Consider the following 22,294-nt stretch of genomic DNA (forward strand, 5'->3'; position numbering starts at 1 on the left):
CCAAACGGAATCTTCAGAAACACAGGGTGTCCTTTGACGAAGCGGTATGATCCCTTGTCCGCCACCTTCGATGATCCTGATCACTCCGTCGGCGAGCGGAGGTTCATCACGGTCGGCTATTCCGCCCACGGAAGGCTATTAGCTGTTTCACATACTGAGCGCGGCAAGGCTGTACGCATCATCAGCGCGCGACCTGCGACGCGACATGAGAGGAAGCGACATGAAACGTAAGGGCGAAGTCTCCGGCGACGATCTGCGCCACGAATATACCTTCGGAGAATGAAAAGGGGTCGGGAGTCTTTTATGTTCTTTTGATCATATCGATCACTTCGGTGGAATCTTGATGGCTCACCACTGGAAGGCGTCCTTGGCGTTGAACACCTCATGCCGGACTCTCGGTATGGGACAAGAGCCGGGCGGCTCGAGTGTTCGATCGATCGGTTGCTCGGAACCAGCGAAAGAACGAATGGTCGTCGCCCTACTTTCCGCCGATGGGGCTCTCGCGGAGGAGCAGGCCGTTGTAGTAGAGGGCCTGTTTGACGGCTTTGCCGGTTGCGTCGTAGAAGAGGATGGTCAGGGTGTTGTCGGACGGGAAATGCTCTTTCCAAAGGCCGTCCACGCGACCGCTCTTGCAGGAGACTTCCTTCCAGATACGTGCCGACCGGCGGGGTCCGTCGTTTTTATAGGCCGTGAACAGGCCGTCGCGCCCAATGGTCCGGCAGACTTCGTCCATAGAGCGGGTGACGAGGGCTTGATCGAGCGCGATGGTTTTGCCCGCCTGGTCGTGGAAAAGGATCTTGGCTGGCCCTGAATCCTTAAGCTCTCCCGCAAGGCAGCGTTGCAACTCGTCACCTTTCAGACCGGCGCAACTGGCCTCACCGAGAGACGGCGCTGCAAGCAGCGCAGCCAAGCCGACCCCGCCGCTGACAACAATAAGGGCGGCAAAACGGAACAACGCGCGCATGAACGGCAGCATCCCGGAGACAGGCAGCAACGGACTATCGCTTCGCGCCGGGCGGCGCCGACGCCTCGTCGATTCTCACTGTCTTGGCCCATTCGGCCATGATCGTGTCTCGTTCTTCCATCGTCATGGCCGCATATTTCTGAAACATCTGCAGCCCGCGCTTGCGTCGCCAAGCCACGAAGTTCAGGAAATGCTCTTTGCAGAGCGCGCCCGTCCCGGCCGGCGCATAGACCTTGGCTTTGCAATTCTGAATCGAGCACGCCTGATCGCTCATCATTTCTCCAAAATCTCTCCAAAGCCGACGAGAAGCACTGCGGAATCCCAGTATGCCGAACCGCGTGTCAGAAATGCAACGGCGCCGGCCGCGTCTTGACGGAGCCGCGCTTGTTCAAGTAAGTGTGAGTGTTCGATGCGTTTGTGGCTTACCATTTCACTCGGTCTTGTCTCTCTCGGACTAACCCTTTCTCTCACGGGTTGTTCACCTTCTTCTAAACCCGGCCTCCCGCCGGACAGCCCTTTTGCAGAGACATCCGTCTCGTTTCCCGATGGGCTATCGTCCGGGATCGCGACCGGCGATGTGACCGACCGTTCAGCGGTCGTGTGGCTTCGCACGGACGGCCCCCGGAAAATCCAGATCGAGTGGGCGCCGGTGGAAGAGTGGACGAGAGCGGAAGCCGATCGAGAACGCGCACCGTATCTGGCCAGAACCCTCCTGCTTGAGACCGCACCCGAGCACGACTACACCCTCAAGGTCCCGATCGAGGGGCTCAAGCCCGGCATGAGGTACCGATATCAGGTGTTGGTGGAGCAGCAGCCCCCCGAAGTTGATTCGATACCGGCGGCGAAGGTCGCCGCCACGGGCGAGTTCGTGACGGCGCCTCCGCCGGGCGCGCATGCGCCGGTGACGTTTCTGTGGAGCGGCGATCTCGGAGGCCAGCAACGCTGTCGCGATGATGGGGCCGGCTATCCGATTTTTGACGTGATGCGTCGGCAACAGCCCGATTTCGCAATCCTGTTAGGCGATCTCATGTATAGCGACGACACCTGCCCCTCGCCGCCGAATGCTCCGGGGGGCGATTTTACGGCGGCGACGTTGGATGAGTATCGCGCGAAGCATCGCTATCAGCGCGGCGCACCGGCGCTCCGGCGATTCTTAGCCGTCGTTCCGGTGTTCACGATCTGGGACGACCATGAAGTCGGCAACAATTTCGCCGGCCCGTATGATCCACGGATGCCGATCGGCCGGCAGGCGTTGCTGGAGTACTGGCCGATCCGGACGCCGCCCGACGATCCCGCGCGCCTGTATCGGCGGGTCCGCTTCGGGGCCGACCTGGAACTCTTCATCTTGGATACGCGGCAGTACCGCAGTCGTAACGCGGAGCCGGATGGGCCGGGCAAGACCATGCTGGGTAGGGCCCAGCGGGCATGGCTGCTGGATGGATTGGCAAACTCCACGGCGACCTGGAAGGTGATCGCGACCAGCGTACCGTTGTCCAATCCCAAGGCAGGCAACCTGTTGACGCCGGGCAACGATAGCTGGGCGCGCGGTCCGGATGGGACTGGCTTTCAGACCGAACTGGAACAACTTGTGGAGGCGATCCTGTCGCGCCGTATCAGGAACGTCGTCTGGCTGGCGGCTGATGTCCATTATGTTCAAGCAAATGCGTACGATCCGGATGGAGATGGGGTGGCGGACTTTCATGAATTCATCTGCGGGCCGCTCTCCGCGGCCTACGGTCGCCCTACCCCTCCCAACCCCGTCTTTAAACCCATGACCCTGTTCAGCGACAGCGGGTATTCGAACTTCGGACTGGTGTCGGTGAAAAGGACCACACTTGAGGTCCGGATTCTCGATGACAAGGGCGCGCTCCGGGCGACACACACGCTCCGAGCTCGGTAACCCTCTTGCTTTCCCGGTGGTGGGCCGGGTAGGGTACCGAGTCGCGAGGCGGCTGCATCGACGAATCAACGCTGAGGCGAAATGATCGAGGAGAAGGAGAGAGAACGATGGCAGGTCTGATGACGGCGGATGAAGTTTATGAGAAAGCGAAGGAGGCGGCGATTGCCGCGACCGGTCCGGACGAACGAGCGCTTCAGATCGATTATGATGCCTTGAAGCTCAAGTTTCGGACGGCCTTGGGGGATCGCAAGGTCGCCCTGTGCCATATCAACAAGTTTCTGCCCGAGGGGTATGAGGATCAGGGCCGATTCAACCTGGTGCTGCTCACCGTCGGCAATGTCCTGTACGATATCGTGATCGGCGATCAATATTTCCGTTACGACGTGGTCTCGGTGGCGCAATTGGACAAAGTGCAGGTTATCGATGCGGTCTGGGAAAACCGGGAGAAACGCCGGGAAGAGCCATTCCTGAGCCTCCGGCTCATGCATGCCGAAGAAACCCACCTCCTGCTCGCGCTGGACGATAACGAGCGCAAGAGCGTCTGGGAATTTGCTCGCGCGGTTGCTGACGCCCGCAATCCGGAACGGTGAGCGCAGGCGGTGAGCCTTCCGAAGCGAAGGCCGGGCGCGGCGACCGGAGCCGCGTGCGCATCTTGAGTTGGAAGCCAGGTTCGGGCGACTTTACGTGGACTATCGCACCGCAGCTCCACGATGACTTCCACGAAGGCGAAAGAGCAAGGCACCCAATAAAGGGATGAGCGTCAGGATGATATTGAAAAAGATCGAGTTCGGTCAGCGATGAGACGATTTCATCGAAACAGTTTCTTGCGAGCCCTCTCCTGGCTGGCGCTTCTCCTTGCTGTGACCGCCTCGGCCGACGTGGTTGAGGACCTTGTCTTTGAGGTCCCCGAAGCCGAGACAGCCGAATTGCCGTTTCCGCCGGACGATCTCCAAGACCCCGCGGAGAACGCGACGGTGCCAAGCTTCGGCAGCGAGTCGCCTTACGCGAAGACCGCCGGCATGAGTCAGCAATGGGTGGACGCTGAAGATGACTTGACGGGTCTTTCTGCGTTCAATATGTTCTCCCATTCCGTTGCGCAGGTCGGCGGATGCTTCAAATCCCGCTTTTCCGCCTTCTGTCTTTCCCCCCTTCGCCTGTGAGTCTGTGAGCCGGTGAGCCGGTCTCTTCGAGAGTAGATGAGCTCACGTCTGCTCACAGTCTCTTTCACCTGTGAAGGGAGTTCTCCAAAATGCACAACAGCAGGAAGATTTGCACGGCCTTATGCGCCGTCACTGTGATTCTGTCCCTCAACCCGGCTGGGTGCGGGTGGGCTAAGTCAGCGGTCAGGTCTAATCCACCGCAGGCTGACCGGGCCAAGATCGCTATGTTGCCGTTCGCGCTAGGCGTTGAAATAACACACTTGTCGTCCATTCAAAGTGTGAATGGTGATCTCAATCCAGAGGAGGAGTCTCGGTTGGTTGCACAGGCGGTCAGACAGATCAGGGACGACGCGCGTTACCTTATGTATGCCAGGCTGACTGGCAAGGACGTCTATGCGCTAATCTCATTGGAAGAAACGGATCGGGTAGTGGGCGAACTCGGGGTCACGACCGCGGAGGCATTATCCCTGGAACAGCTAAATCATCTGGGCATGCGGCTGGGAGCCGACCTGCTCGTCATCGGGGTCGTGCAGGACTACGGCAAGGTCCGCTGGCAATGGCTCGCCGGCGGCATGCTCGCCGACATGACCTGGGAATCGGTCGCGCTCGGGTTGGCCACGGCCTGGAATCCGGCCGCGATTCTGGGGAATGTCGGCTTTGAGCTCTTGACCAGCACACCAGTCTGGTTCGGCGGAGGCTACCTGTTCGGCGTGGCCTTTCGTCCAGTCCGCGTGGAAGCGTCGGCGATCGATCCTGTCACCGGCGCGATGGTCTGGCACGAAACCGAAGTCGCGCTCTATATGCGCGGGCGGCTGAAGGAGGTTCCGGAAGAGGATCGGAAGAAGAAGGAAGTGCAATTACGGCTTAATTTGGCCTCGGCGATGGAAGGGCTGGCCGACTCGCTGCTCGATGCCGCGCTGACTCGGACACGTCTCCGTGAGCGGCGGCTTCCGGATGAACAGATCGTTTCGTTCTAACCCGCAGGTCAGGCATAAAACGGGAGCGGGCGGACTGTGGCGTCGTAGCGCCGGCCGTCGATGTCGACTGTGAGCGCAGTGTCCGGTTTGGTGAAATCGCGGAGCGGAAAGCCGAACGCGATGACGCGATCGAGTTGCGGTGAATAGGCGGCGCTGCTGATCCAGCCGACTTCCCGATCGCCGCTAAAGAGTTTGGCACCTTTCGGAGGGACGACGGGGTCTTTCAACACCAGCCCGACGAGGCGTCGACGGACGCTGCCATAGGTATCCATCCGGGCGACCACTTCTTGACCGGGATAGCACCCTTTGCTGAGACTGAACGCTTTGCCTTCCAGATTCGCTTCCGGGGGTACGATGTCCTCGTTGAGGTCTGGACCGGCCTTCGGCAATCCCGCTTCCAGGCGCAACGCTTCCCTCGCCTGGCCGCCGAACGGCCTGATGCCGAACGGCGCGCCGGCCTGCATGAGCGCTTCCCATGCAGTGCGCGTGCCGTCTGCGGAGAGCATGATCTCGATGTCGGTCTCGCCGGTCTCTTCAGTGCGGATGAACAAAGCCGGCAGGCTACCGATCTGGTGGGTCAGAACATACAGCGGCCGGAGATGGCCGACCTCGATCTCGAAGGCGGCCTTCAGTACCTCCGGCGCCTTTGGCCCGCTGATCAGCAGGAGCCCCCAACCCTCCGCGCAATTCTCCAGCTTGGCCTTTGTGCCGAACAGGAGAAACTTGCGCAGGGCCTGCAACGTGCTCTCGCCGATCTCGCCGACGTCTTCCAGCATGACTGAGTCGGCCAGCAGGTAGACCCGGAAGTACGTGAGCATCTTGCCCTTGTGGGTCAGCAAGCTGGAATAGGTGCCCTGGCCGACTGAAAGCGACAGGATGTCGTTGCTGATCACGCTCTGTAGCCACTTGATTCGATCCTCGCCGGTGACGCGGACTTTGCCTCGATGCGACAGGTCCGCGAGGCCGACCGCCTGGCGCACGGCCCTATGCTCGGCCCGCACATCGCCGTAGTGCGCGGGCATGGTCCAACCGGCGACCTCTTCAAAAACGGCGCCCAGTTTTGCGTGCTGGTCGTGGAGGGGGGAATGTTTCATCATCCTGTCAAGCCGACCGCTCGTTGCGAATGGTGAACAGCCGGATGCCGGCGATCGGCGATGCCCGTTATTCGCTGCCCGCCTGGTGGCGAATCACTTCCTCGATCAGGTCCCGCGTGCGCGCTGAGAGCTCATTTCGAGACACGATCTTGGTAACGCCTAGCGCTGTGGCCCGTTTCCAGGTCCCCACTTCTTCATGGTTGGCGAAGGCCAAGATAGGCATGGACTGTGCGCCGACGCTGCGTCTGACCGTCTCTAGCGTCGCAAAGGCGTCCAGCGACGGGTCGTTCATGTTGATGATCATGGCTACAGGGTGCGATGCGGACAGCTTCGGCGGTACCTCGTCCGGTGTCCGGACTCGCTCCAGTTTATAGCCCCGGGGCAGAAGCGCATCGCGGATCTTCGTGTAGAAAAACACGTCGTTGACGGCAACGAGGACAGTTTTCTGGTTTATCGCGTTTGTCTGGTTTGTTTGGTTGGTGTGATTTGTCTGATTCATGTGGATATGACGGAATGCGCTTGCCAGTCACAACCTCAAACCTCAAACGAAAGAAACGAAATCAACCAACTCAGTTCATCATGCCGATAAGCCGGCCCAATGCGCGTTTTGCCAGCGCATAGTTGGGATTGAGCGTCAGCGCCCGCTTGTAACACTCGATGGCGTCGGTCCAGCGCCCCTTGCGTTCATACACGCGTCCAAGGTTCAGGTGAGGAAAGGCAGGGCTTTCGTACCGCTTGGCTTGCATGGCTTTCTCGAACCAAGGAATGGCCTCGTCGAATTGCCCCTTCTCGATCAGATAGGCGCCGATATCGTTGTACGGATTGCCGAAATCCGGATCTTGGGCGATAGCCTTGTGGCATTCCTCGATCGCTTCGTCGAGTCTGCCCATGAAACTATAGGTCCACCCCAGGAAGGTATAGGCCTCGGCGGTCGGATGGGTTTCGATGGATTTCTTGTACAAGCGAACCGCTTCCTCCAGGTCGCCTTTCATCTGGTGCTCGTACGCCCGCAAAAACAGATTCCAGGCTTCCTTCTTGTCTTCTTCGCTGCCCTCGCCTTGGAGGAGGAAATCTTGAAGGTCCATCGCAACTGGGAGCAGCGTGTGGCTTATGACCGATGGCGTATGGCCACGAACCGGGGAATAATGATGGGGCGTGTCCCTGCTATGCGCCACAAGCCATACGCCATCAACTCCCTACTCCTGTTTCAGCTTCTTCTTGATCAGTTCCGCTCCGTACCGGCCGGACAGCAACATGGAACCGAAGGCCGGGCCCATACGCGGGGTGCCGTACACGGCGGCTACGGCTAATCCTACCACGAAACAGTTCGGATAGGCTTCGCCCGTCCGGTTTATGACTTCTTCCTCGGAGCGGGAGACCCACATGGCGCCGTTGCCCGGCACCGGCTGGAAGAGATTCCGCTTGTGGAGCAGATTCACCACCACGGCATCGTGGCCTGTGGCGTCCACCACTACCTTGCTTTCCAAAGCGATCGGGTCCACGTGAATCACGTCGTGACCCGCCATCTCGGCGGTCGTATTGTTGACCACGACCCCCTCCAGTAAGCCGTCCTGTCGGAGAATCAAGTCCACCACCCGTGTTAGGTTCATGATCCTGGCGCCCGCCTTGTAAGCGGCGGCGATCAAGGCGGCGGTCGCGTGCGGCGGATCCACGATGTACATGCCGTCGCAGTCCTTGACCTGCTTGCAGGGCGCGCCGATCTCTTCCAGAATGTCGTTCGCCGGCGCGCAGATTGTCGCCTTGTTCATCAAATAGCCGCCGGACCAGAAGCCGCCTCCCAAGGCGAGGGCCTGTTCCACGACCAATGTGCGGAAGCCCATCGCGGCCAGATCATGGGCGCAGATCAAGCCCGAGGGGCCGGCGCCGACGATGATGACGTCGCTCTCAATGAGCTGATCGAACTCCTTGTAGTATTCCCGCGCGATCTGCCTGGTGATATCCCGCTCTCTGAGCGGCGCCGGTTTGGGCTTGTTCATACAAACTCCTTGGCTTACAGCGAACAGCGAGTCACGAATAGCTCCGGGCTGCCAACTATCGGCTGTTCGTTCTTCGCTCACAGATAGATTTCCGCTCCCGACTTTCTGAATTCCTCCGCTTTCTCTTTCATGCCGACTTCCAGCGCCCGCTGCTCGTCGAGCTGTTTCCGAGCAGCGTACTCCCGCACGTCCTGGGTGATTTTCATCGAGCAGAAATGCGGTCCGCACATGCTGCAAAAGTGCGCCACCTTGGCGGCGTGGTCCGGCAAGGTCGCATCGTGATAGGCGCGGGCGGTCTCGGGGTCCAGCGACAGGTTGAACTGATCCTCCCACCGGAACTCGAACCGCGCCTTCGAGAGGGCATTGTCCCGCGCCTGGGCGCCGGGATGGCCCTTGGCCAGATCAGCGGCGTGCGCGGCGATCTTGTACGCGATGACGCCGGCCTTCACGTCCTCCTTGGTGGGAAGCCCCAAGTGCTCCTTCGGAGTGACGTAGCAGAGCATCGCGCAGCCGTACCACCCGATCATGGCCGCGCCGATGCCAGAGGTGATGTGGTCATAGCCTGGCGCGATGTCCGTCGTCAGCGGGCCCAACGTGTAAAACGGCGCTTCATGACAAGCCTTCAACTGCTTCTCCATGTTGACCTGAATCAGGTGCATGGGCACATGGCCCGGGCCCTCGATCATAACCTGCACATCATGTTTCCAAGCGATCTTGGTCAACTCGCCCAACGTCTCCAGCTCGGCGAACTGGGCCTCGTCGTTCGCGTCCGCAATCGAACCCGGCCGCAGCCCGTCGCCCAGGCTGAACGAGACGTCGTAGGCCTTCATGATCTCGCAAATCTCTTCGAAGTGGGTATAGGCGAAGTTTTCCTCATGATGCGCCAAACACCACTTGGCGTGGATCGAGCCGCCGCGCGAGACGATGCCGGTCAAACGCTTGGCGGTCAACGGAATGTACCTGAGCCGCACGCCGGCGTGGATTGTAAAGTAATCGACGCCCTGCTCGGCCTGCTCGATCAGCGTGTCGCGATAGATCTCCCACGTCAGGTCCTCTGCCTTGCCGCCGACTTTCTCCAGCGCCTGGTAGATCGGCACGGTCCCAATGGGGACCGGCGAATTGCGGATGATCCATTCGCGGGTTTCATGGATGTTCTTGCCAGTGGACAAGTCCATCACTGTGTCGGCCCCCCAGCGGATCGCCCAAATCATTTTCTCCACTTCTTCCTCGATTGACGAAGCAACGGCAGAGTTGCCGATATTGGCGTTGATTTTCACCAGGAAGTTTCGGCCGATGATCATCGGCTCGCTCTCCGGGTGGTTGATGTTGGCCGGGATGATGGCACGGCCTCTGGCCACTTCGTCCCGCACGAACTCCGGCGTGATCTTGTCGGGAATCGAGGCGCCCCACGGCTGGCCGGGATGCTGAACCCGGAGCCGGGCGTCACCGTCCGACGGTCCGTCGCCGGGCCCGCGACGGGCCGCCAAGGCTTCGCGCGCCAGTTCACGGGATTGGTTCTCCCGGATGGCAATAAATTCCATCTCGGGCGTAATGATGCCTTTCCGGGCGTAGTGCATCTGGGTGACGTTCCGGCCGGGCTTTGCACGCAGGGGCTTTCTGGCATGCTGGAACCGAATCTCCTTGAGCCTGGGATCCGCGGCCCGCTGGCGACCGTACAGCGACGTCACGGCCGGGAGTTCCTCCACGTCGTTTCGCGACAAAATCCACGGCAGGCGGATGGGGGCCAGCCCTTTTCGGATGTCCACGCTGGCGGCGGGATCGGTGTAAGGCCCCGATGTGTCATAGACGGTTATGGGCGGGTTCGGCACCGGCGCGCCGCCGTTCGCCGGTCTGGTCGGCGTCAGGGTGATTTCCCGCATCGGCACACGAACGCCGGGCATCGTACCCTCGACATAGATTTTCCGCGACGCGGGGAACGGCGCCGTCGTCGGCAGCGATTCGTCGGCGTGATGACCATTGCCGCCTGTTGTCGCGTTTTCGGTCTGAGACTTGCTCATTATTGAGATTCCTTTCTCCGTCTTGGATCGCTTGGCTTTCAGGTTTCAGCCATCAGCCTTCAGCGCCAATGCTGAGGACTAAGAACCGGCCGCTTTACAGCCTGTCCGTGTTCAAACTAAAAAGCCGCACCATGCAAAGGTGCGGCTGAGTCGCCGAACGTTCACGCTCTCTCCGCTTCCCTACGCTGGTATTATCCAGGTCAGGTTCTGAGGGTCGTCCGGCAGGCGGACTCTCAGCCGAGTGGCTCCCCTAGCTATGGTGCTTCGGATCGTACCCGCGTCTGCGATCAGAGTCAACCGGCATTTGGCCCCTCTGCCTGGGGCTCCTGCTCTATCGGCCGCCATAGGGCTTTTTCGCAGCCCCTTCGCGTTGATTGTCGGGTGGCGCTGTCGTAGAATGCCGGCGTGTCCGTCCCCATGTCCGCGAGGACCGGTGCGGAACAGCCGGAGGTATCAGTGAAATCTGTTGCGTCGCTCCCCAGACCCATCGCGGAGTATCAAACGTTGTCCGCCGAAGAGCTGTTCGCGCGCACGGCGGCGGCGAAACGCGCCCTGGGCGATCAGGTGATGGTGCTGGGGCATAACTATCAGCGGGACGAGGTCATCGAACACGCGGATGTTCGCGGCGACTCGCTGCTGCTCGCCAAACAGGCGGCTGAACGCGCCGATCGGCCGTATGTGGTCTTTTGCGGCGTCCATTTCATGGCCGAAACGGCCGATATTCTGAGCCGGTCGAACCAGACCGTGATTTTGCCCGATCTGGCGGCGGGCTGCTCGATGGCGGATATGGCGGCGATCGAACAAGTGGATCAGTGTTGGGAGTCGTTGGGCCGGCTCCTGCCGGTCGAAAACACCGTGCTGCCGGTGGTGTATGTCAACTCCGCCGCGGTGCTCAAAGCGTTTTGCGGCGAGCACGGCGGCATTACCTGCACTTCCTCGAACGCGCGCGCGGTGATGGAATGGGCCTGGGCGCGGCGTGAAAAGATTCTGTTCTTCCCCGATGAGCATCTGGGGCGCAACACCGCCAACGCGATGGGGGTGCCGCGCGAGCGGATGATCGTGTGGGATCCTTATCTGCCGAACGGGGGGAATACGCGCGATGCGATTCATCGGGCGACGCTGATTCTATGGAAGGGCCATTGCAGCGTGCACCAGATGTTCCGACCTGCCCACGTGGACTATTTTCGCAGGCAGTACCCGGACGGCATCGTCATTGTCCATCCCGAATGCCACGAGGATGTCGTCAACAAGGCCGATCTTGTCGGCTCGACGGAGTTCATCATCCGCACGGTCCGCTCCGCTCCGCCCGGCACGACCTGGGCCGTCGGCACGGAATTGAACCTGGTCAATCGCCTCAAGCGGGAGCAGGCGGACAAGCGGGTGTTGTTCCTCTCTTCGACCGTCTGCCAGTGCGCCACCATGTTCCGTATCGATGCTCCCCACCTCTGCTGGGCGATGGAAAACCTGGCCGAAGGGCATGTCGTGAATCGCATCGTCGTGCCGGAAGATGAAAAAGCCTGGGCGAAGGTGGCGCTGGACCGGATGATGGAAATTAGCTAGTAGCGAGTAGCGAATAGCAGGTAGCAAGCCCCGTCGTTTGCTGCTATTTGCTGCTTACTGTTTGCTGTCTTATGGACTACAAGGCGACGCTCAACCTTCCCAAAACCGATTTCCCGATGAAAGCCAACTTGCCTCAACGGGAGCCGGAATTATTGGCCTTGTGGGAGCAGGAACGTCTCTACGAGCGGATTCAAGAAAGGGGGAAGGGACGTCCGCTGTACATCCTGCACGACGGGCCGCCCTATGCCAACGGCCGCATCCATATCGGCCACGCCCTGAACAAAATTCTGAAGGACATCATCATCAAGTCCAAAACTATGGCCGGCTACCACGTCCCCTACGTGCCGGGGTGGGATTGCCACGGCCTCCCGATCGAGCATCAGGTGCTCAAGGAATTGGGCGACAAGAAGAAAGACCTGGACACGTCGGCCATCCGCAAGCTTTGCCGGGATTACGCCGAAAAGTATTTCAAGATCCAGCGGGATGAGTTCAAGCGGCTGGGCGTGCTGGGCGATTGGGAGCGGCCTTATCTCACGATGGACCCGGCCTACGAGGCGACGATTCTGCGGGAGTTCGGCAAGTTCGTTGAGCGGGGCGGGGTGTATAAGGGGTTGAAGCCGGTCCTGTGGTGCACGGTCGATCAAACCGCGCTGGCGGAGGCCGAAGTGGAGTATGAAGATCACACCTCGCCGTCCATCTACGTGAAGTTTCCCGTGGTGACTTCGCCCAAAATCTTGGCGAGTGCCTCGCCGCTGCACATTGCATTTCCGCCGGACATCGAATCCGTTTCGGTCGTGATTTGGACGACCACGCCCTGGACGTTGCCCGCCAATCAGGCGATCTGCCTCCATCCGGACATCGAGTATGCGTTCGTCAAGGTCGGACGCGAAGTCCTCATCATCGCGCAGAAACTGCTCGAGGGGGTGGCCAAAGCCTGCGAGTTGCAGGAGTACACGGTACTCGGAGTCAGGCGGGGCAGCGAAGGGTTCGAAGGGCTGGAGACGCAACGTCCTCTGACGCACGGCCTCTCGCCGATTCTGCTCGGTGATTTCGTCACGCTTGACCAAGGCACCGGGTGCGTGCACATCGCGCCGGGACACGGCCAGGAGGACTATGCGTTGGTGTTGGCTCATAACGCACACGCCTCGCCGGGTGAGCGGCTGGAGATCCTGGCGCCGGTGGACGACGCCGGCCGCTTTACCGAAGTGGTCAAAGAATTCGCCGGCCAACACGTGTTCAAGGCCAACCCGGCGATCGTGGAACGCCTGAAAGCCAACGGGCGGCTCTTAGGTTATGGCTCGCTGACGCACGCCTATCCCCACTGTTGGCGATGCAAGAACCCGGTGATCTTCCGGGCGACGGAGCAATGGTTTCTTTCAATGGAGACCAACGACCTGCGGCGGGAAGCGCTGGGCGAGATCGAGCGGGTGCGGTGGATTCCGCCGTGGGGGCGCGACCGGATCCGCGGCATGGTCGAGAACAGGCCGGACTGGTGCTTGTCGCGGCAGCGTGTCTGGGGCGTACCGATTCCGGGCTTTACGTGTTCAGGCTGCCGCCGCGTGTTGACTGATCCCAAGGCGATCGACCGCGTGGCGGAACTGGTCGAGACCTCCGGGGCCGATGTGTGGTTCCAAAAGTCGGCCGCGGAGTTGCTGCCGGCGGGGACGGCGTGCCCAGCGTGCGGGGGACAGGTGTTTGAAAAGGAACGGGACATCCTTGACGTGTGGTTCGAATCGGGCGTGAGCTATGCGGCGGTGCTCAAGCCGCGTAAATGGTGGCCGGCCGATCTGTACCTCGAAGGGTCCGATCAGCACCGGGGGTGGTTCCACAGCGCGTTGTTGGCCGGGGTCGTCACGGACCGCCGCGCGCCCTATAAGTCCGTGCTGACTCACGGATTCGTGGTCGATGGGGCCGGGAAGAAAATGTCCAAGTCCGCCGGCAACGTCGTCGCGCCGCAAGACGTGATCAAGCAATCCGGCGCGGAAATTCTCAGGCTCTGGGTAGCGGCTCAGGACTACCGGGAGGATCTTCGCATCTCGCAGGAGATTCTCAACCACCTGATCGAGGCCTATCGGAAAATCCGCAACACCTGCCGGTTCCTGTTGAGCAACCTCTACGATTTCGACCCGGTGCAACATCGGGTCCCCTGCGAGCGGTTGCCCGAGTTGGATCGGTGGGCGCTCGGGAGGCTCGGCGAACTGATCCCCCGGATCACGCGCGCCTATGAGGACTTCGAGTTTCATACGATTTTCCACGCGCTGAACAACTTCTGCGCGGTGGACCTGAGCGCCGTCTACCTCGACATCTTGAAAGACCGGCTGTACACGTTCCGAAAAGATTCCCCGCTGCGCCGAGGGTCGCAAACGGTGCTGTTCGACGTGCTTGTGGCGCTGACCAAACTTATGGCGCCGATCCTCAGCTTCACGGCGGAGGAGATCTGGCGGATGCTGCCGGACGCGGCGCGACGGGAAGCGGGCGTCGACAGCGTGCATCTCACCTCGTTTCCGGAAGCCGATCCCAAATGGAAAGAGGAGGCCCTGGCTCAGCGGTGGGAACGGTTGCTGGAGGTCAGGTCTCGCGTACAAGCCGAACTCGAGCTGAAACGGCGTGAGAAGATGATCGGCGCATCCCTCGAAGCTCGGGTCATCTTAGAGGCGAATCCGGAAGCCTATCGCCTCCTGAAAGAATATGAACAGGACTTGCCGACTCTCTTCATCGTGTCGCAGGTTGAGGTCAAGGAGATGCATCACCCGCCTCAGAAATCGGATGTTGTCGTGACGGTGGCAAAGGCGGAAGGTGAGAAGTGCGAACGCTGCTGGAATTATCGGCCAGCAGTCGGCACGTTCCCGGACCACCCGACCCTCTGCGACCGCTGCGTTGAGGCGATTCGGTGAACGGCAGGACCCGCTATCTGATCTTGGGCCTGGTCAGCGCGGGAGTCGTCGGTCTGGATCAGGTGACGAAAATGTATATCATGCAGACCATGCGGCTGCATGAGTCGATTCCGATTATCCCCAACCTTTTCAGCCTGACATACATCAGAAACCCGGGAGCCGCCTTTGGCTTGTTGGCAGGGAGCAGCAGTGCGTTCCGTTTCGTGTTCTTTGGGCTCACCTCCGTCTTGGCATTGGTCCTGCTGGGGGCTATTCTGTTCCGCCTTCCCGAACGCGATTGGATGGGGCAATTGAGCATCGCGGGGATTCTCGGGGGCGCGGTCGGCAATCTCCTGGATCGGCTGCGCTATGGTGAAGTAATCGATTTCCTGGATTTCTACTACGACGTGTACCATTGGCCCGCCTTCAACGTCGCCGACGCCGCCATCAGCGTCGGTGTCGCCTTCCTGATCCTGCACTTTGCATTGGAGAAGAAGCGGCAAGAACCAGCCTTGCAACAAGACCAGTCCTGATCCACGCTTGTCACGCGTCAAACCTCCGCCGTCAATCGATCATTGCCTCTATCCTTCCTGGGCAGGGGGATCAAAAAGGCGCGTTCGGGATGTCCGTTGCCCTTCAGTGAAATACCATGAGGACCACCGCGCCGAGCGCCAGGCGGTAGTAGGCGAAGACACGCAAGGTATGGCGCTGGACGAAAGTCAGGAACGCGGCGATGACGGCCCAGGCGACGGCGAACGACACAACCAGGCCAAGCCCCAGGGCGAGGTAGTCCTGGTTCGAAAATAGAGACTGGGACGCGACTATCTTGTACGCCGTCGCCGCGATCATCGTCGGCAGTGCGAGAAAAAAGGAATATTCGGTTGCCACCTTCCGGTCCAAGCCCGCGAGCAACCCGCCGACGATCGTCGATCCGGATCGAGACATGCCGGGGATCAGCGAAACGCATTGTGCGACACCGACCCAGAAGGCAGACCGCACGCCGACATGCTCGAGCTGGGTGACCCGCGCCGGCGAGCGGCGAGCCTCGACGGCGAGGATGACGAAACCGCCGACGATGAGCGAGGTCGCGACGGTCTTCGGGGTAAAGAGAAAGGATTCAATCCAACGGTGCGTCAGAAACCCGACCAGCGCGGCGGGGAAGAAGGCGACGGTCAGGCCGATCAGGAACCACAGATGGCGGTGCGCTTCGGCCGAGCGCTGGAGGGTCGACCAACCGCCGCGCGCCTTAAGCATCTCCCACAGAATCGCTTGTTCTTTTCCAGCCTGAGAGAGAAGCTGAATGATCTTGCGGCGTTCATAGGCGACCACCGCTAGGATCGATCCCAACTGAATCGACACTTCCACGCTTGCCGCGATCGCGCCGGTGAAGCTGAGGGCATGGCCGATCAGGATGAGATGGCCGGTTGAGGAGACCGGCAGAAATTCAGTCAAGCCTTCCACCAACCCTAGGATAACGGCCAGTTCAGGACCCCATTGGTTCATAGACGCCTGCCAGAGTTGGAATGTCTCGACGCGGGAGGATAGCTCCGGCGCATGATCACAGAGAGCCGGCAGTCAGTCAAGCCACGCGTGGATTTCAAACGGAACGATAGCACGTGTCGTGCGTGTTTGCGCGAATGACCGGCAAGCCAGCAAATATGTTGACAAAATAAGCCCGATGGACTACACACAGTTGGCACCGTGATCTCACCGGGTCTTATCCCCTGCAGCGTCATGTCTCGGAGTTTTGCGTGTTCATGTGCGTGGTTCGGAGGCAGGAAGGCACGGGTGGCGCAAATGAGATGTCTGAGAGGAGGATGGGCATGAAGAAGTATCTGACGATGGGGGTAGCTCTGCTCAGCGCTGTGACTGCGGCGGGTTGCGTGAGCAACAGCAAGTATAAGGCCGCTTTGGCCGAGGCCGACGCTGCGAAGACGGAGCTCGAGAAGACGCGAACGCAAAAAAATGCCCTTGAACAGCAAGTCAAAACTCTCAAGGAGCTGAACGTCAAATTCAGCAATGAAGCGCAGGCGGCCCGGGATGAATTGCAACGCATCGAACACGCGCGCGACAAGGAACGCAGCGACATTGCGGCACGGCTCAAGGAGTTGGAGGACAAGCAGAAACAGCTCGCGGCGCAGAACCGCAGCCTTCGCCAGGAATATGACGATGTAAAGCGGCACAATGAAACATTGAAGTCGCTGGTCGCCCGATACCAAAAAGAGCTCAAAGAACGTCAACGGACCGCGCCGCCCACGCTGTCGTCAACGCCGATAGTCCCGGCTCCGGGCTCAACGCCGGTTCCGGGTGCAGCCGCGCCGGGTGGTGCATCGACTCCCTCGGCGCCGCCCGCGCCTTCTCAGCCGAGTGTGGCGCCGATGAACATCAATACCGCATCGGCCGGCGACATGGTCCTGTTCCTCGGCTTGACAAAAGAGATGGCCGACCGCATCGTCAGCAATCGGCCGTACCGGATCAAGGGTGAGCTGGTGGCCAAGAACGTGTTGCCCAAAGAAACCTTCGACATGATCAAGGACCGCATCACGGTGACGCCGTAGGGTATCCCAAAGGGAGAGAACAGAACGGCTGTTCGCCGAGAGGCGAACGGCCGTTTTTGTTTGGACTCGCTCTGAAAAGTCACTAGCGGGCGAGCCAAAGGTTTAAGAGAAGGTTTAAGAGAACGGCTTGGGGCACACCTCGCGCTCCGACTGTGGGGACCACTCTGTCGATGGGTGATTCCCCCGGGTCCTCCTGGTACAATGCCTGAGCAGTCGCCAGGCGTGGAGCAACATCGGCCGGAAAATGAAGAAAATCGTCTGGAGCGTCGGGGCCCTCGTGGTTGCGTTGGCCATCGGGGGGTACGTCTTTTTTAACGGCGAACGCCGGCCGCCGGTTCGGTACCGGACCGTGCCGGTGGAACGCGGCTCTGTCGTCTCGGTCGTCACCGCCACAGGCACCATCAATCCGGTCGTGTTGGTACAGGTCGGGACGCAGGTCTCCGGCATGATCAAGAGCCTGCACGCCGACTTCAATTCCCGAGTCAAAGCCGGCGACGTCGTCGCCATCATCGATCCGGCGCCGTTCAAGGCCCGTCGTGATCAGGCCGCCAGCAACTTGGAAATGGCCAAAGCGAACGTGGCCCGCGCTCGCGCGGATGTGGCCCAGCGCAAGCGCGAGCTGGATCGGGTGAATTCGCTGATCGCTCAACAGTTTGTGTCGCAAAACGACGTCGACCTGGCGCGGACGAACTATGAGAGCGCCGCGGCGCAGTTGAAACTCGCCGAAGCGCAGGTCAAACAGGCAGAGGCTGCGCTCAACGCGGCGGAACTGGATCTCAAATACACCGTCATTCGGTCTCCGGTGAACGGCATCGTCGTCGCCCGAAACGTCGAGGTGGGCCAGACCGTCGCCGCCAGCTTCGCCACGCCCAACCTCTTCCTGATCGCCTTGGATTTGACCCAGATGCAGGTCGACACCAACGTCAGCGAATCGGACATCGGCGGGATCACCGAGGGGAAGGAGGCGACGTTCACCGTGGACGCCTATCCCGGTGAACAATTCCAGGGTGTGATCAAACAGGTGCGCCTGGCGCCCATCAACGTGCAGAACGTCGTCACGTACAACGTCGTGGTGGGAGTGGACAATCAAGATCTTCGGCTGAAGCCGGGCATGACCGCCAATGTCACGATCGTGGTGGCCAAAAGAGACCAGGTCTTGAAGGTGCCGAATGCGGCCCTGCGCTTTACGCCGCCCAAGACCGAACAGGGTGCCGGGCGGTCATCGGAAGCCCGGGCGGCAAGAGACGGCGGCGGGGTTGGACAGAGCCAGCCGCCGCTTCGCGTCGAGAACGGACCGGTGAGGACGGTATGGCGGTTGGGAAGTTCAGGCGAACCGGAGCCGGTCACCGTCCAAACCGGCATTTCCGACGGGATGGCCACGGAAGTGATCTCGGGTGGGCTCAGCGAAGGCGATCAAGTCGTCGTCGGCCTCGAGTTGCCGCGCAGCGAACGGGCCTCGCATCAACTGCCGCCCGGATTCGGCGCGGGTCAACGGCGCGGGCGCGATCGAGGCATGTGATCTGTTGGACGTGAAATGTAGCTTGTGAAGCGTATCTCGTGCATGAGATACGAGATACGAGATACGAGATACGAACGACACTCCATAATTCACGGTTCGGTGATGGGTGCGCTGATCGTGTGCGAAAATCTCTGGAAGATCTATCGCGTGGGCGATGTGGAGATCCAGGCGCTCCGTGGGATCGATCTCACCATCACCCGCGGCGAGTTCGTGGCGGTGATGGGCGCATCTGGATCGGGCAAGTCCACCCTCATGAACATCCTGGGGTGCCTCGATCAACCCACCCGGGGGCGCTATTGGTTGGACGGGGTCGAAGTCGGCACGCTCGGGCCGGATGCGCTGGCCGAGATCCGCAATCGGCAGATCGGCTTCGTCTTTCAGAATTTCAATCTCATCCCCAGAACCAGCGCTCTTGAGAACGCGCAGTTGCCCTTGTTCTATCGTGGCCTGTCCCTGAAAGAGCAACGCGCGCTCGCCGCGGCGGCTTTGGCGCGCGTCGGGTTGTCTGGGAGAGAACATCATTACCCCACCCAACTGTCCGGGGGACAGCAACAACGCGTCGCCATTGCCCGTGCGCTGGTATCCTCGCCGTCCATCCTGCTGGCCGATGAACCGACGGGCAACCTGGACACCGAGTCCAGCCGGGAGATCATGGGCATCCTGGAACGGCTGAACCGAGAAGATCATCTCACCGTCATCCTGGTCACCCACGAACCGGACATCGCCGCCTATGCGTCGCGCGAACTTGCGATGAAGGACGGGCGGATCATCAGCGACCGGCGAGCTGCCGTCCTGTCCGCCTCCGCCGCAGGGAGACCCGGAACCTGATGTCGACGTTCGTCTGGTTGACCGTCGTCACGGCCTTGCGCGTTCTCGGCCGCAACCGGATGCGGGCCGGCTTGACGATGCTGGGCATCGTGATCGGCGTCGCAGCGGTGATCGCCATGGTGAGCATCGGCCAGGGCGCGCGCGCCGCGGTGCAGGCGCAGGTGGCCAGCATGGGCACCAACGTGATCATCATCCTGCCTGGCGCGACGACGGTGGGCGGCGTGCGCGGTGGACAGGGTGGCGCTGTGACCCTGACGGTCGCGGATGCGCTGGAGCTGAAAAAGCGAGTTCCGCTGCTGCGGGAAACGGCCTGGGCCAAGCGCGACGTGATGCAGATCGTCAACGGCAACAAGAACTGGAACGGCCCGGTGAATGGGATCTCCCCTGGCTATCTGACGATCCGGGACTGGTCCTTCGTCAGCGGCGGTCCCATTACGCAGGCCGATATGGATACCGCTGCGCGGGTCGCCTTGGTCGGACAGACGGTGGTCGAAAATCTGTTTGATCCGGGCGAGGAGCCGGTCGGTGCGACGATCCGGATCAAAAACGTGCCGTTCCGCGTCATCGGTGTGCTCGCGCCCAAGGGACAATCCGCACAGGGTTCGGACCAGGACGACATCATCTTCATTCCGTTCACCACGGCCGAACGCAAGGTCTTCGGGACCATGTTCCTTGGCTCGGTCGGCGCTCTCTTCGCGTCTACCGATCGGGCGGAAGACCTGCCAGAAGCTGTCGAGCAGATTCGCGAGGTCTTGCGCGCGCGCCATCGTCTGCAGCCGGACCAGCCTGACGACTTCACGGTCCGGACGCAGGTGGATATCGGCAGGGTGCAGGAAGGGACCAGTCAGACCTTGACGGTCATGCTCTTCGCGATCGCCTCGGTGTCGTTGCTGGTCGGTGGGATCGGTATCATGAACATTCTGCTGGTTTCCGTGACCGAGCGGACGCGGGAAATCGGGGTCCGCATGGCGGTGGGTGCCAAGCGGCGGCACATCCTGGCGCAATTTTTGATCGAGGCCGTGACGCTGAGTCTGGCCGGCGGCGCGGTCGGGATCCTGCTCGGTGTCGTCGGGGCCCGGCTCACGACCGTCGTTGCCGGCTGGCCGACGATCATCTCGGCCGAGTCTGTGGCGGTGGCGTTCCTGTTTTCGCTGGCCGTGGGACTGTTCTTTGGCCTCTATCCCGCCAACAAGGCTGCGCGCCTCAATCCGATCGAAGCGTTGCGGTACGAATAAGACGCTGTTCGGCGAGGCGGATCTCTAGCGGGGAATAACGGTCATGGTCCGAGTCGCCGCCAGAGGGCTCATCCGAGTCGGCATCGAAGGAACGATTCGCCATCCTTTTCGGTCCTTGCTCAGCATCGCGAGTTTGGGTTTCGGGGTCGGCGCCGTGTTGATCACGATCGCGATCGGCAGCGGGGCGAAGGCGACCGTGGTAGACCAGCTCCTCGCAATCGGCAGAAACGCCATCTTCGTCAATCCCGGTGCGCCGGTGGTTCATGGGGTTCGGCGGGCCGCCGAAATTTCCGCCACATTGACGGTCGCGGATGGACAGGCGTTGCAGGAGGCCATTCCGCTGTTACAGTCGATTTGCTGGACGGTCGGAGAGACGGTGCAAGCGATCCACGGGCCTTGGAATTGGAAAACGCGCGTCGTCGGCATTACTCCCAGTTGCTTGGAGATCCGCAATTGGTCCTTTATCGCGGGCAGGCCTTTCGAAGAGGAGGATCTCGTACGCAACAAGTCGGTGGCCATAATCGGCCTGACCGTCCTCCGCAATCTTTTTGAGGTCGGTGAAGAGGCGGTGTCCGCACGAATTCGGCTGTCCAAACACCTCGTCGCGCCTCAGGGACTGATGACGGGAACGGGGGAGGGAATCCAGATCAAGACGGGTTGCGCTCCGCCCCTTCCACTGCTCGTGCAAAATCCCCGCGTCGGGGAATCCGAAGACAGAGCGAGAAGGGCGCCTTGTGTCTCAGAAGGCTTATCGCGGTCCTGCGCAGGACGAGGGAGGCTTCCGTTGTATGAGTTGTATGAACCGTTATGGAGATCCTGGGGTCGCCATGACGTCGATTCCGTGCCATCCAATTGCTCAGCCCCCGCGTGGACCTTCGAGATCGTCGGGGTCTTGGCACCGAAAGGGGTGAACGCTTTCGGCTACGATTTGGACGATGTGATCTATGTCCCGTTTTCTACCGCGTTGCACAGAATCAAGGGCCATGCGCTCACGGAGCCGGTAGAGGCGATTTTGGCATCCACACGCCGGAGGGAAGAGATTTCGCTGGCGATCGAGCAAATCCGATCCCTGTTGCGGGAGCGCCACGGCAAGGGATCTGAACAGACGGATGATTTTACGATTCGAACGGACGTCGAGATGAGCGGTGTCAGTCAGGCGGCGGATGCTGAACTGACCCAAATGTTAGTGGCCGTCGCCGCCGTCTCGTTACTGGGAGCCGGGGTCGGGATCATGAACATGCTGCTGGTCTCCGTGACCGAACGGACGCGGGAGATCGGGGTCCGCATGGCGGTGGGCGCCAAGCGGCGGCACATTCTCGTTCAGTTTCTGATCGAAGCATTGTTCTTGAGCCTGATCGGCGGTGTATTGGGTATCGCGCTCGGGGTTTGTGGGGCCCGGCTCATCACGATGGCGGCGGGCTGGCCGACGATCATCTCGGCCGAGTCAGTGGCGGTGGCGCTTCTGTTCTCGCTGGCCGTGGGACTGTTCTTCGGCCTCTATCCCGCCAACAAGGCTGCGCGCCTCAGTCCGATCGAAGCGTTGCGGTACGAATGAAGCTCAGTGATGTGAGCCGCGGGCTTCTGGCGGCTGCCTGCCGGACCTGCGCGGGG

Annotated in this window: 21 protein-coding genes and 1 riboswitch; of the genes, 13 read left to right on the forward strand and 8 right to left on the reverse strand. The window is 60.9% G+C overall.

The genetic code is table 11. The annotated features are described in order from the left end of the window. Window positions 1–54: 54 nt before the first annotated feature. Window positions 55–231 carry a BrnT family toxin gene (locus ACWHTU_RS04425; RefSeq protein ID WP_447863306.1) on the forward strand — a complete coding sequence of 59 codons (177 nt, stop codon included), beginning with the start codon at window positions 55–57 and terminating at the stop codon, window positions 229–231. A gap of 247 nt (window positions 232–478) precedes the next feature. On the opposite strand, the gene ACWHTU_RS04430 is transcribed toward ACWHTU_RS04425, so the two are convergent. Further along, a complete protein-coding gene (locus ACWHTU_RS04430; protein WP_447861978.1) occupies window positions 479–994 on the reverse strand; it encodes a hypothetical protein in 516 nt (171 codons plus the stop codon). A 4-nt stretch (window positions 995–998) separates the two neighbouring features. After that, entirely contained in the window at window positions 999–1,238 is a 240-nt protein-coding gene (locus ACWHTU_RS04435) for a hypothetical protein (RefSeq protein ID WP_447861980.1), read from the reverse strand. A 135-nt stretch (window positions 1,239–1,373) separates the two neighbouring features. Here ACWHTU_RS04435 and ACWHTU_RS04440 point away from each other — a divergent pair, with 135 nt between their 5' ends. The 4 genes from ACWHTU_RS04440 (at window position 1,374) to ACWHTU_RS04455 (ending at window position 5,001) form a co-directional block, all read left to right on the forward strand. After that, window positions 1,374–2,864 (forward strand): alkaline phosphatase D family protein, encoded by a 1,491-nt coding sequence (locus tag ACWHTU_RS04440; protein WP_447861981.1) that lies wholly within the window; start codon window positions 1,374–1,376, stop codon window positions 2,862–2,864. 107 nt (window positions 2,865–2,971) lie between these two features. Next, complete coding sequence (locus ACWHTU_RS04445) at window positions 2,972–3,454, forward strand: hypothetical protein (protein WP_447861983.1); 483 nt, start codon at window positions 2,972–2,974, stop codon at window positions 3,452–3,454. Window positions 3,455–3,661: 207 nt separating this feature from the next. Continuing rightward, the gene (locus ACWHTU_RS04450) at window positions 3,662–4,024 is read left to right on the forward strand and encodes a hypothetical protein (protein WP_447861984.1); all 363 of its coding nucleotides are present in this window, start codon (window positions 3,662–3,664) and stop codon (window positions 4,022–4,024) included. Window positions 4,025–4,338: 314 nt separating this feature from the next. Then, window positions 4,339–5,001, forward strand: a complete 663-nt coding sequence (locus ACWHTU_RS04455) for a hypothetical protein (RefSeq protein ID WP_447861985.1) — start codon at window positions 4,339–4,341, stop codon at window positions 4,999–5,001. Between the two features lie 8 nt (window positions 5,002–5,009). Here ACWHTU_RS04455 and ygfZ read toward each other — a convergent pair whose 3' ends face one another. The 5 genes from ygfZ to thiC form a co-directional block, all read right to left on the reverse strand. Continuing rightward, window positions 5,010–6,098: a CAF17-like 4Fe-4S cluster assembly/insertion protein YgfZ gene (gene ygfZ, locus ACWHTU_RS04460; protein WP_447861987.1), complete on the reverse strand. Its 1,089-nt coding sequence runs from the start codon at window positions 6,096–6,098 to the stop codon at window positions 5,010–5,012. 64 nt (window positions 6,099–6,162) lie between these two features. Next, window positions 6,163–6,594 (reverse strand): response regulator, encoded by a 432-nt coding sequence (locus tag ACWHTU_RS04465; RefSeq protein WP_447861989.1) that lies wholly within the window; start codon window positions 6,592–6,594, stop codon window positions 6,163–6,165. Window positions 6,595–6,664: 70 nt separating this feature from the next. Further along, window positions 6,665–7,180, reverse strand: a complete 516-nt coding sequence (locus ACWHTU_RS04470; protein WP_447861991.1) for a tetratricopeptide repeat protein — start codon at window positions 7,178–7,180, stop codon at window positions 6,665–6,667. 111 nt (window positions 7,181–7,291) lie between these two features. Then, the gene (locus ACWHTU_RS04475) at window positions 7,292–8,092 is read right to left on the reverse strand and encodes a sulfide-dependent adenosine diphosphate thiazole synthase (protein ID WP_447861993.1); all 801 of its coding nucleotides are present in this window, start codon (window positions 8,090–8,092) and stop codon (window positions 7,292–7,294) included. A 77-nt stretch (window positions 8,093–8,169) separates the two neighbouring features. After that, window positions 8,170–9,993 (reverse strand): phosphomethylpyrimidine synthase ThiC, encoded by a 1,824-nt coding sequence (gene thiC, locus ACWHTU_RS04480; protein ID WP_447863307.1) that lies wholly within the window; start codon window positions 9,991–9,993, stop codon window positions 8,170–8,172. Window positions 9,994–10,270: 277 nt separating this feature from the next. Further along, a riboswitch (TPP riboswitch) is annotated at window positions 10,271–10,372 on the reverse strand. A 194-nt stretch (window positions 10,373–10,566) separates the two neighbouring features. Here thiC and nadA point away from each other — a divergent pair. The 3 genes from nadA to lspA all read left to right on the forward strand — a co-directional run bounded on the left by nadA (window position 10,567) and on the right by lspA (window position 15,076). Beyond that, window positions 10,567–11,670: a quinolinate synthase NadA gene (nadA, locus tag ACWHTU_RS04485; protein WP_447861994.1), complete on the forward strand. Its 1,104-nt coding sequence runs from the start codon at window positions 10,567–10,569 to the stop codon at window positions 11,668–11,670. A 71-nt stretch (window positions 11,671–11,741) separates the two neighbouring features. Then, on the forward strand, window positions 11,742–14,564 hold the full coding sequence (gene ileS / locus ACWHTU_RS04490) for an isoleucine--tRNA ligase (RefSeq protein ID WP_447861995.1): 2,823 nt from the start codon (window positions 11,742–11,744) through the stop codon (window positions 14,562–14,564). After that, window positions 14,561–15,076, forward strand: a complete 516-nt coding sequence (gene lspA / locus ACWHTU_RS04495; RefSeq protein ID WP_447861997.1) for a signal peptidase II — start codon at window positions 14,561–14,563, stop codon at window positions 15,074–15,076. Before ileS ends, lspA begins: the two co-directional genes overlap by 4 nt. Before the next feature lie 103 nt (window positions 15,077–15,179). Here the strand turns inward: lspA and ACWHTU_RS04500 are convergent, their stop codons facing one another. Further along, a complete protein-coding gene (locus tag ACWHTU_RS04500; RefSeq protein WP_447861999.1) occupies window positions 15,180–16,046 on the reverse strand; it encodes an undecaprenyl-diphosphate phosphatase in 867 nt (288 codons plus the stop codon). Between the two features lie 320 nt (window positions 16,047–16,366). Here ACWHTU_RS04500 and ACWHTU_RS04505 point away from each other — a divergent pair, with 320 nt between their 5' ends. From ACWHTU_RS04505 to ACWHTU_RS04525, 5 genes are all read left to right on the forward strand, one after another. Further along, a complete protein-coding gene (locus tag ACWHTU_RS04505; protein WP_447862001.1) occupies window positions 16,367–17,101 on the forward strand; it encodes a helix-hairpin-helix domain-containing protein in 735 nt (244 codons plus the stop codon). Window positions 17,102–17,345: 244 nt separating this feature from the next. Then, window positions 17,346–18,620, forward strand: a complete 1,275-nt coding sequence (locus ACWHTU_RS04510) for an efflux RND transporter periplasmic adaptor subunit (protein WP_447862002.1) — start codon at window positions 17,346–17,348, stop codon at window positions 18,618–18,620. A gap of 102 nt (window positions 18,621–18,722) precedes the next feature. Further along, window positions 18,723–19,448 carry an ABC transporter ATP-binding protein gene (locus tag ACWHTU_RS04515; RefSeq protein ID WP_447862003.1) on the forward strand — a complete coding sequence of 242 codons (726 nt, stop codon included), beginning with the start codon at window positions 18,723–18,725 and terminating at the stop codon, window positions 19,446–19,448. Further along, window positions 19,448–20,683, forward strand: coding sequence for an ABC transporter permease (locus ACWHTU_RS04520; protein ID WP_447862005.1), 1,236 nt, complete (start codon window positions 19,448–19,450; stop codon window positions 20,681–20,683). The genes ACWHTU_RS04515 and ACWHTU_RS04520 overlap by 1 nt, the downstream gene beginning before the upstream one ends. A gap of 43 nt (window positions 20,684–20,726) precedes the next feature. Beyond that, a complete protein-coding gene (locus ACWHTU_RS04525; RefSeq protein WP_447862007.1) occupies window positions 20,727–22,238 on the forward strand; it encodes an ABC transporter permease in 1,512 nt (503 codons plus the stop codon). Window positions 22,239–22,294: the final 56 nt, after the last annotated feature.

Source organism: Nitrospira calida (assembly GCF_976986435.1).

Excerpts from the sequence above, each read along its gene's own strand:
- ACWHTU_RS04500 (WP_447861999.1), bottom strand. The coding sequence starts at position 16,046 with ATGAACCAATGGGGTCCTGAACTGGCCGTTATCCTAGGGTTGGTGGAA.
- ACWHTU_RS04505 (WP_447862001.1), top strand. The coding sequence starts at position 16,367 with ATGAAGAAGTATCTGACGATGGGGGTAGCTCTGCTCAGCGCTGTGACT.
- thiC (WP_447863307.1), bottom strand. The coding sequence starts at position 9,993 with ATGCCCGGCGTTCGTGTGCCGATGCGGGAAATCACCCTGACGCCGACC.
- ileS (WP_447861995.1), top strand. The coding sequence starts at position 11,742 with ATGGACTACAAGGCGACGCTCAACCTTCCCAAAACCGATTTCCCGATG.
- ACWHTU_RS04520 (WP_447862005.1), top strand. The coding sequence starts at position 19,448 with ATGTCGACGTTCGTCTGGTTGACCGTCGTCACGGCCTTGCGCGTTCTC.
- ACWHTU_RS04470 (WP_447861991.1), bottom strand. The coding sequence starts at position 7,180 with ATGGACCTTCAAGATTTCCTCCTCCAAGGCGAGGGCAGCGAAGAAGAC.
- ACWHTU_RS04445 (WP_447861983.1), top strand. The coding sequence starts at position 2,972 with ATGGCAGGTCTGATGACGGCGGATGAAGTTTATGAGAAAGCGAAGGAG.
- ygfZ (WP_447861987.1), bottom strand. The coding sequence starts at position 6,098 with ATGATGAAACATTCCCCCCTCCACGACCAGCACGCAAAACTGGGCGCC.
- ACWHTU_RS04515 (WP_447862003.1), top strand. The coding sequence starts at position 18,723 with ATGGGTGCGCTGATCGTGTGCGAAAATCTCTGGAAGATCTATCGCGTG.
- ACWHTU_RS04525 (WP_447862007.1), top strand. The coding sequence starts at position 20,727 with ATGGTCCGAGTCGCCGCCAGAGGGCTCATCCGAGTCGGCATCGAAGGA.
- ACWHTU_RS04440 (WP_447861981.1), top strand. The coding sequence starts at position 1,374 with ATGCGTTTGTGGCTTACCATTTCACTCGGTCTTGTCTCTCTCGGACTA.
- ACWHTU_RS04510 (WP_447862002.1), top strand. The coding sequence starts at position 17,346 with ATGAAGAAAATCGTCTGGAGCGTCGGGGCCCTCGTGGTTGCGTTGGCC.
- ACWHTU_RS04475 (WP_447861993.1), bottom strand. The coding sequence starts at position 8,092 with ATGAACAAGCCCAAACCGGCGCCGCTCAGAGAGCGGGATATCACCAGG.
- ACWHTU_RS04435 (WP_447861980.1), bottom strand. The coding sequence starts at position 1,238 with ATGAGCGATCAGGCGTGCTCGATTCAGAATTGCAAAGCCAAGGTCTAT.
- ACWHTU_RS04450 (WP_447861984.1), top strand. The coding sequence starts at position 3,662 with ATGAGACGATTTCATCGAAACAGTTTCTTGCGAGCCCTCTCCTGGCTG.
- ACWHTU_RS04465 (WP_447861989.1), bottom strand. The coding sequence starts at position 6,594 with ATGAATCAGACAAATCACACCAACCAAACAAACCAGACAAACGCGATA.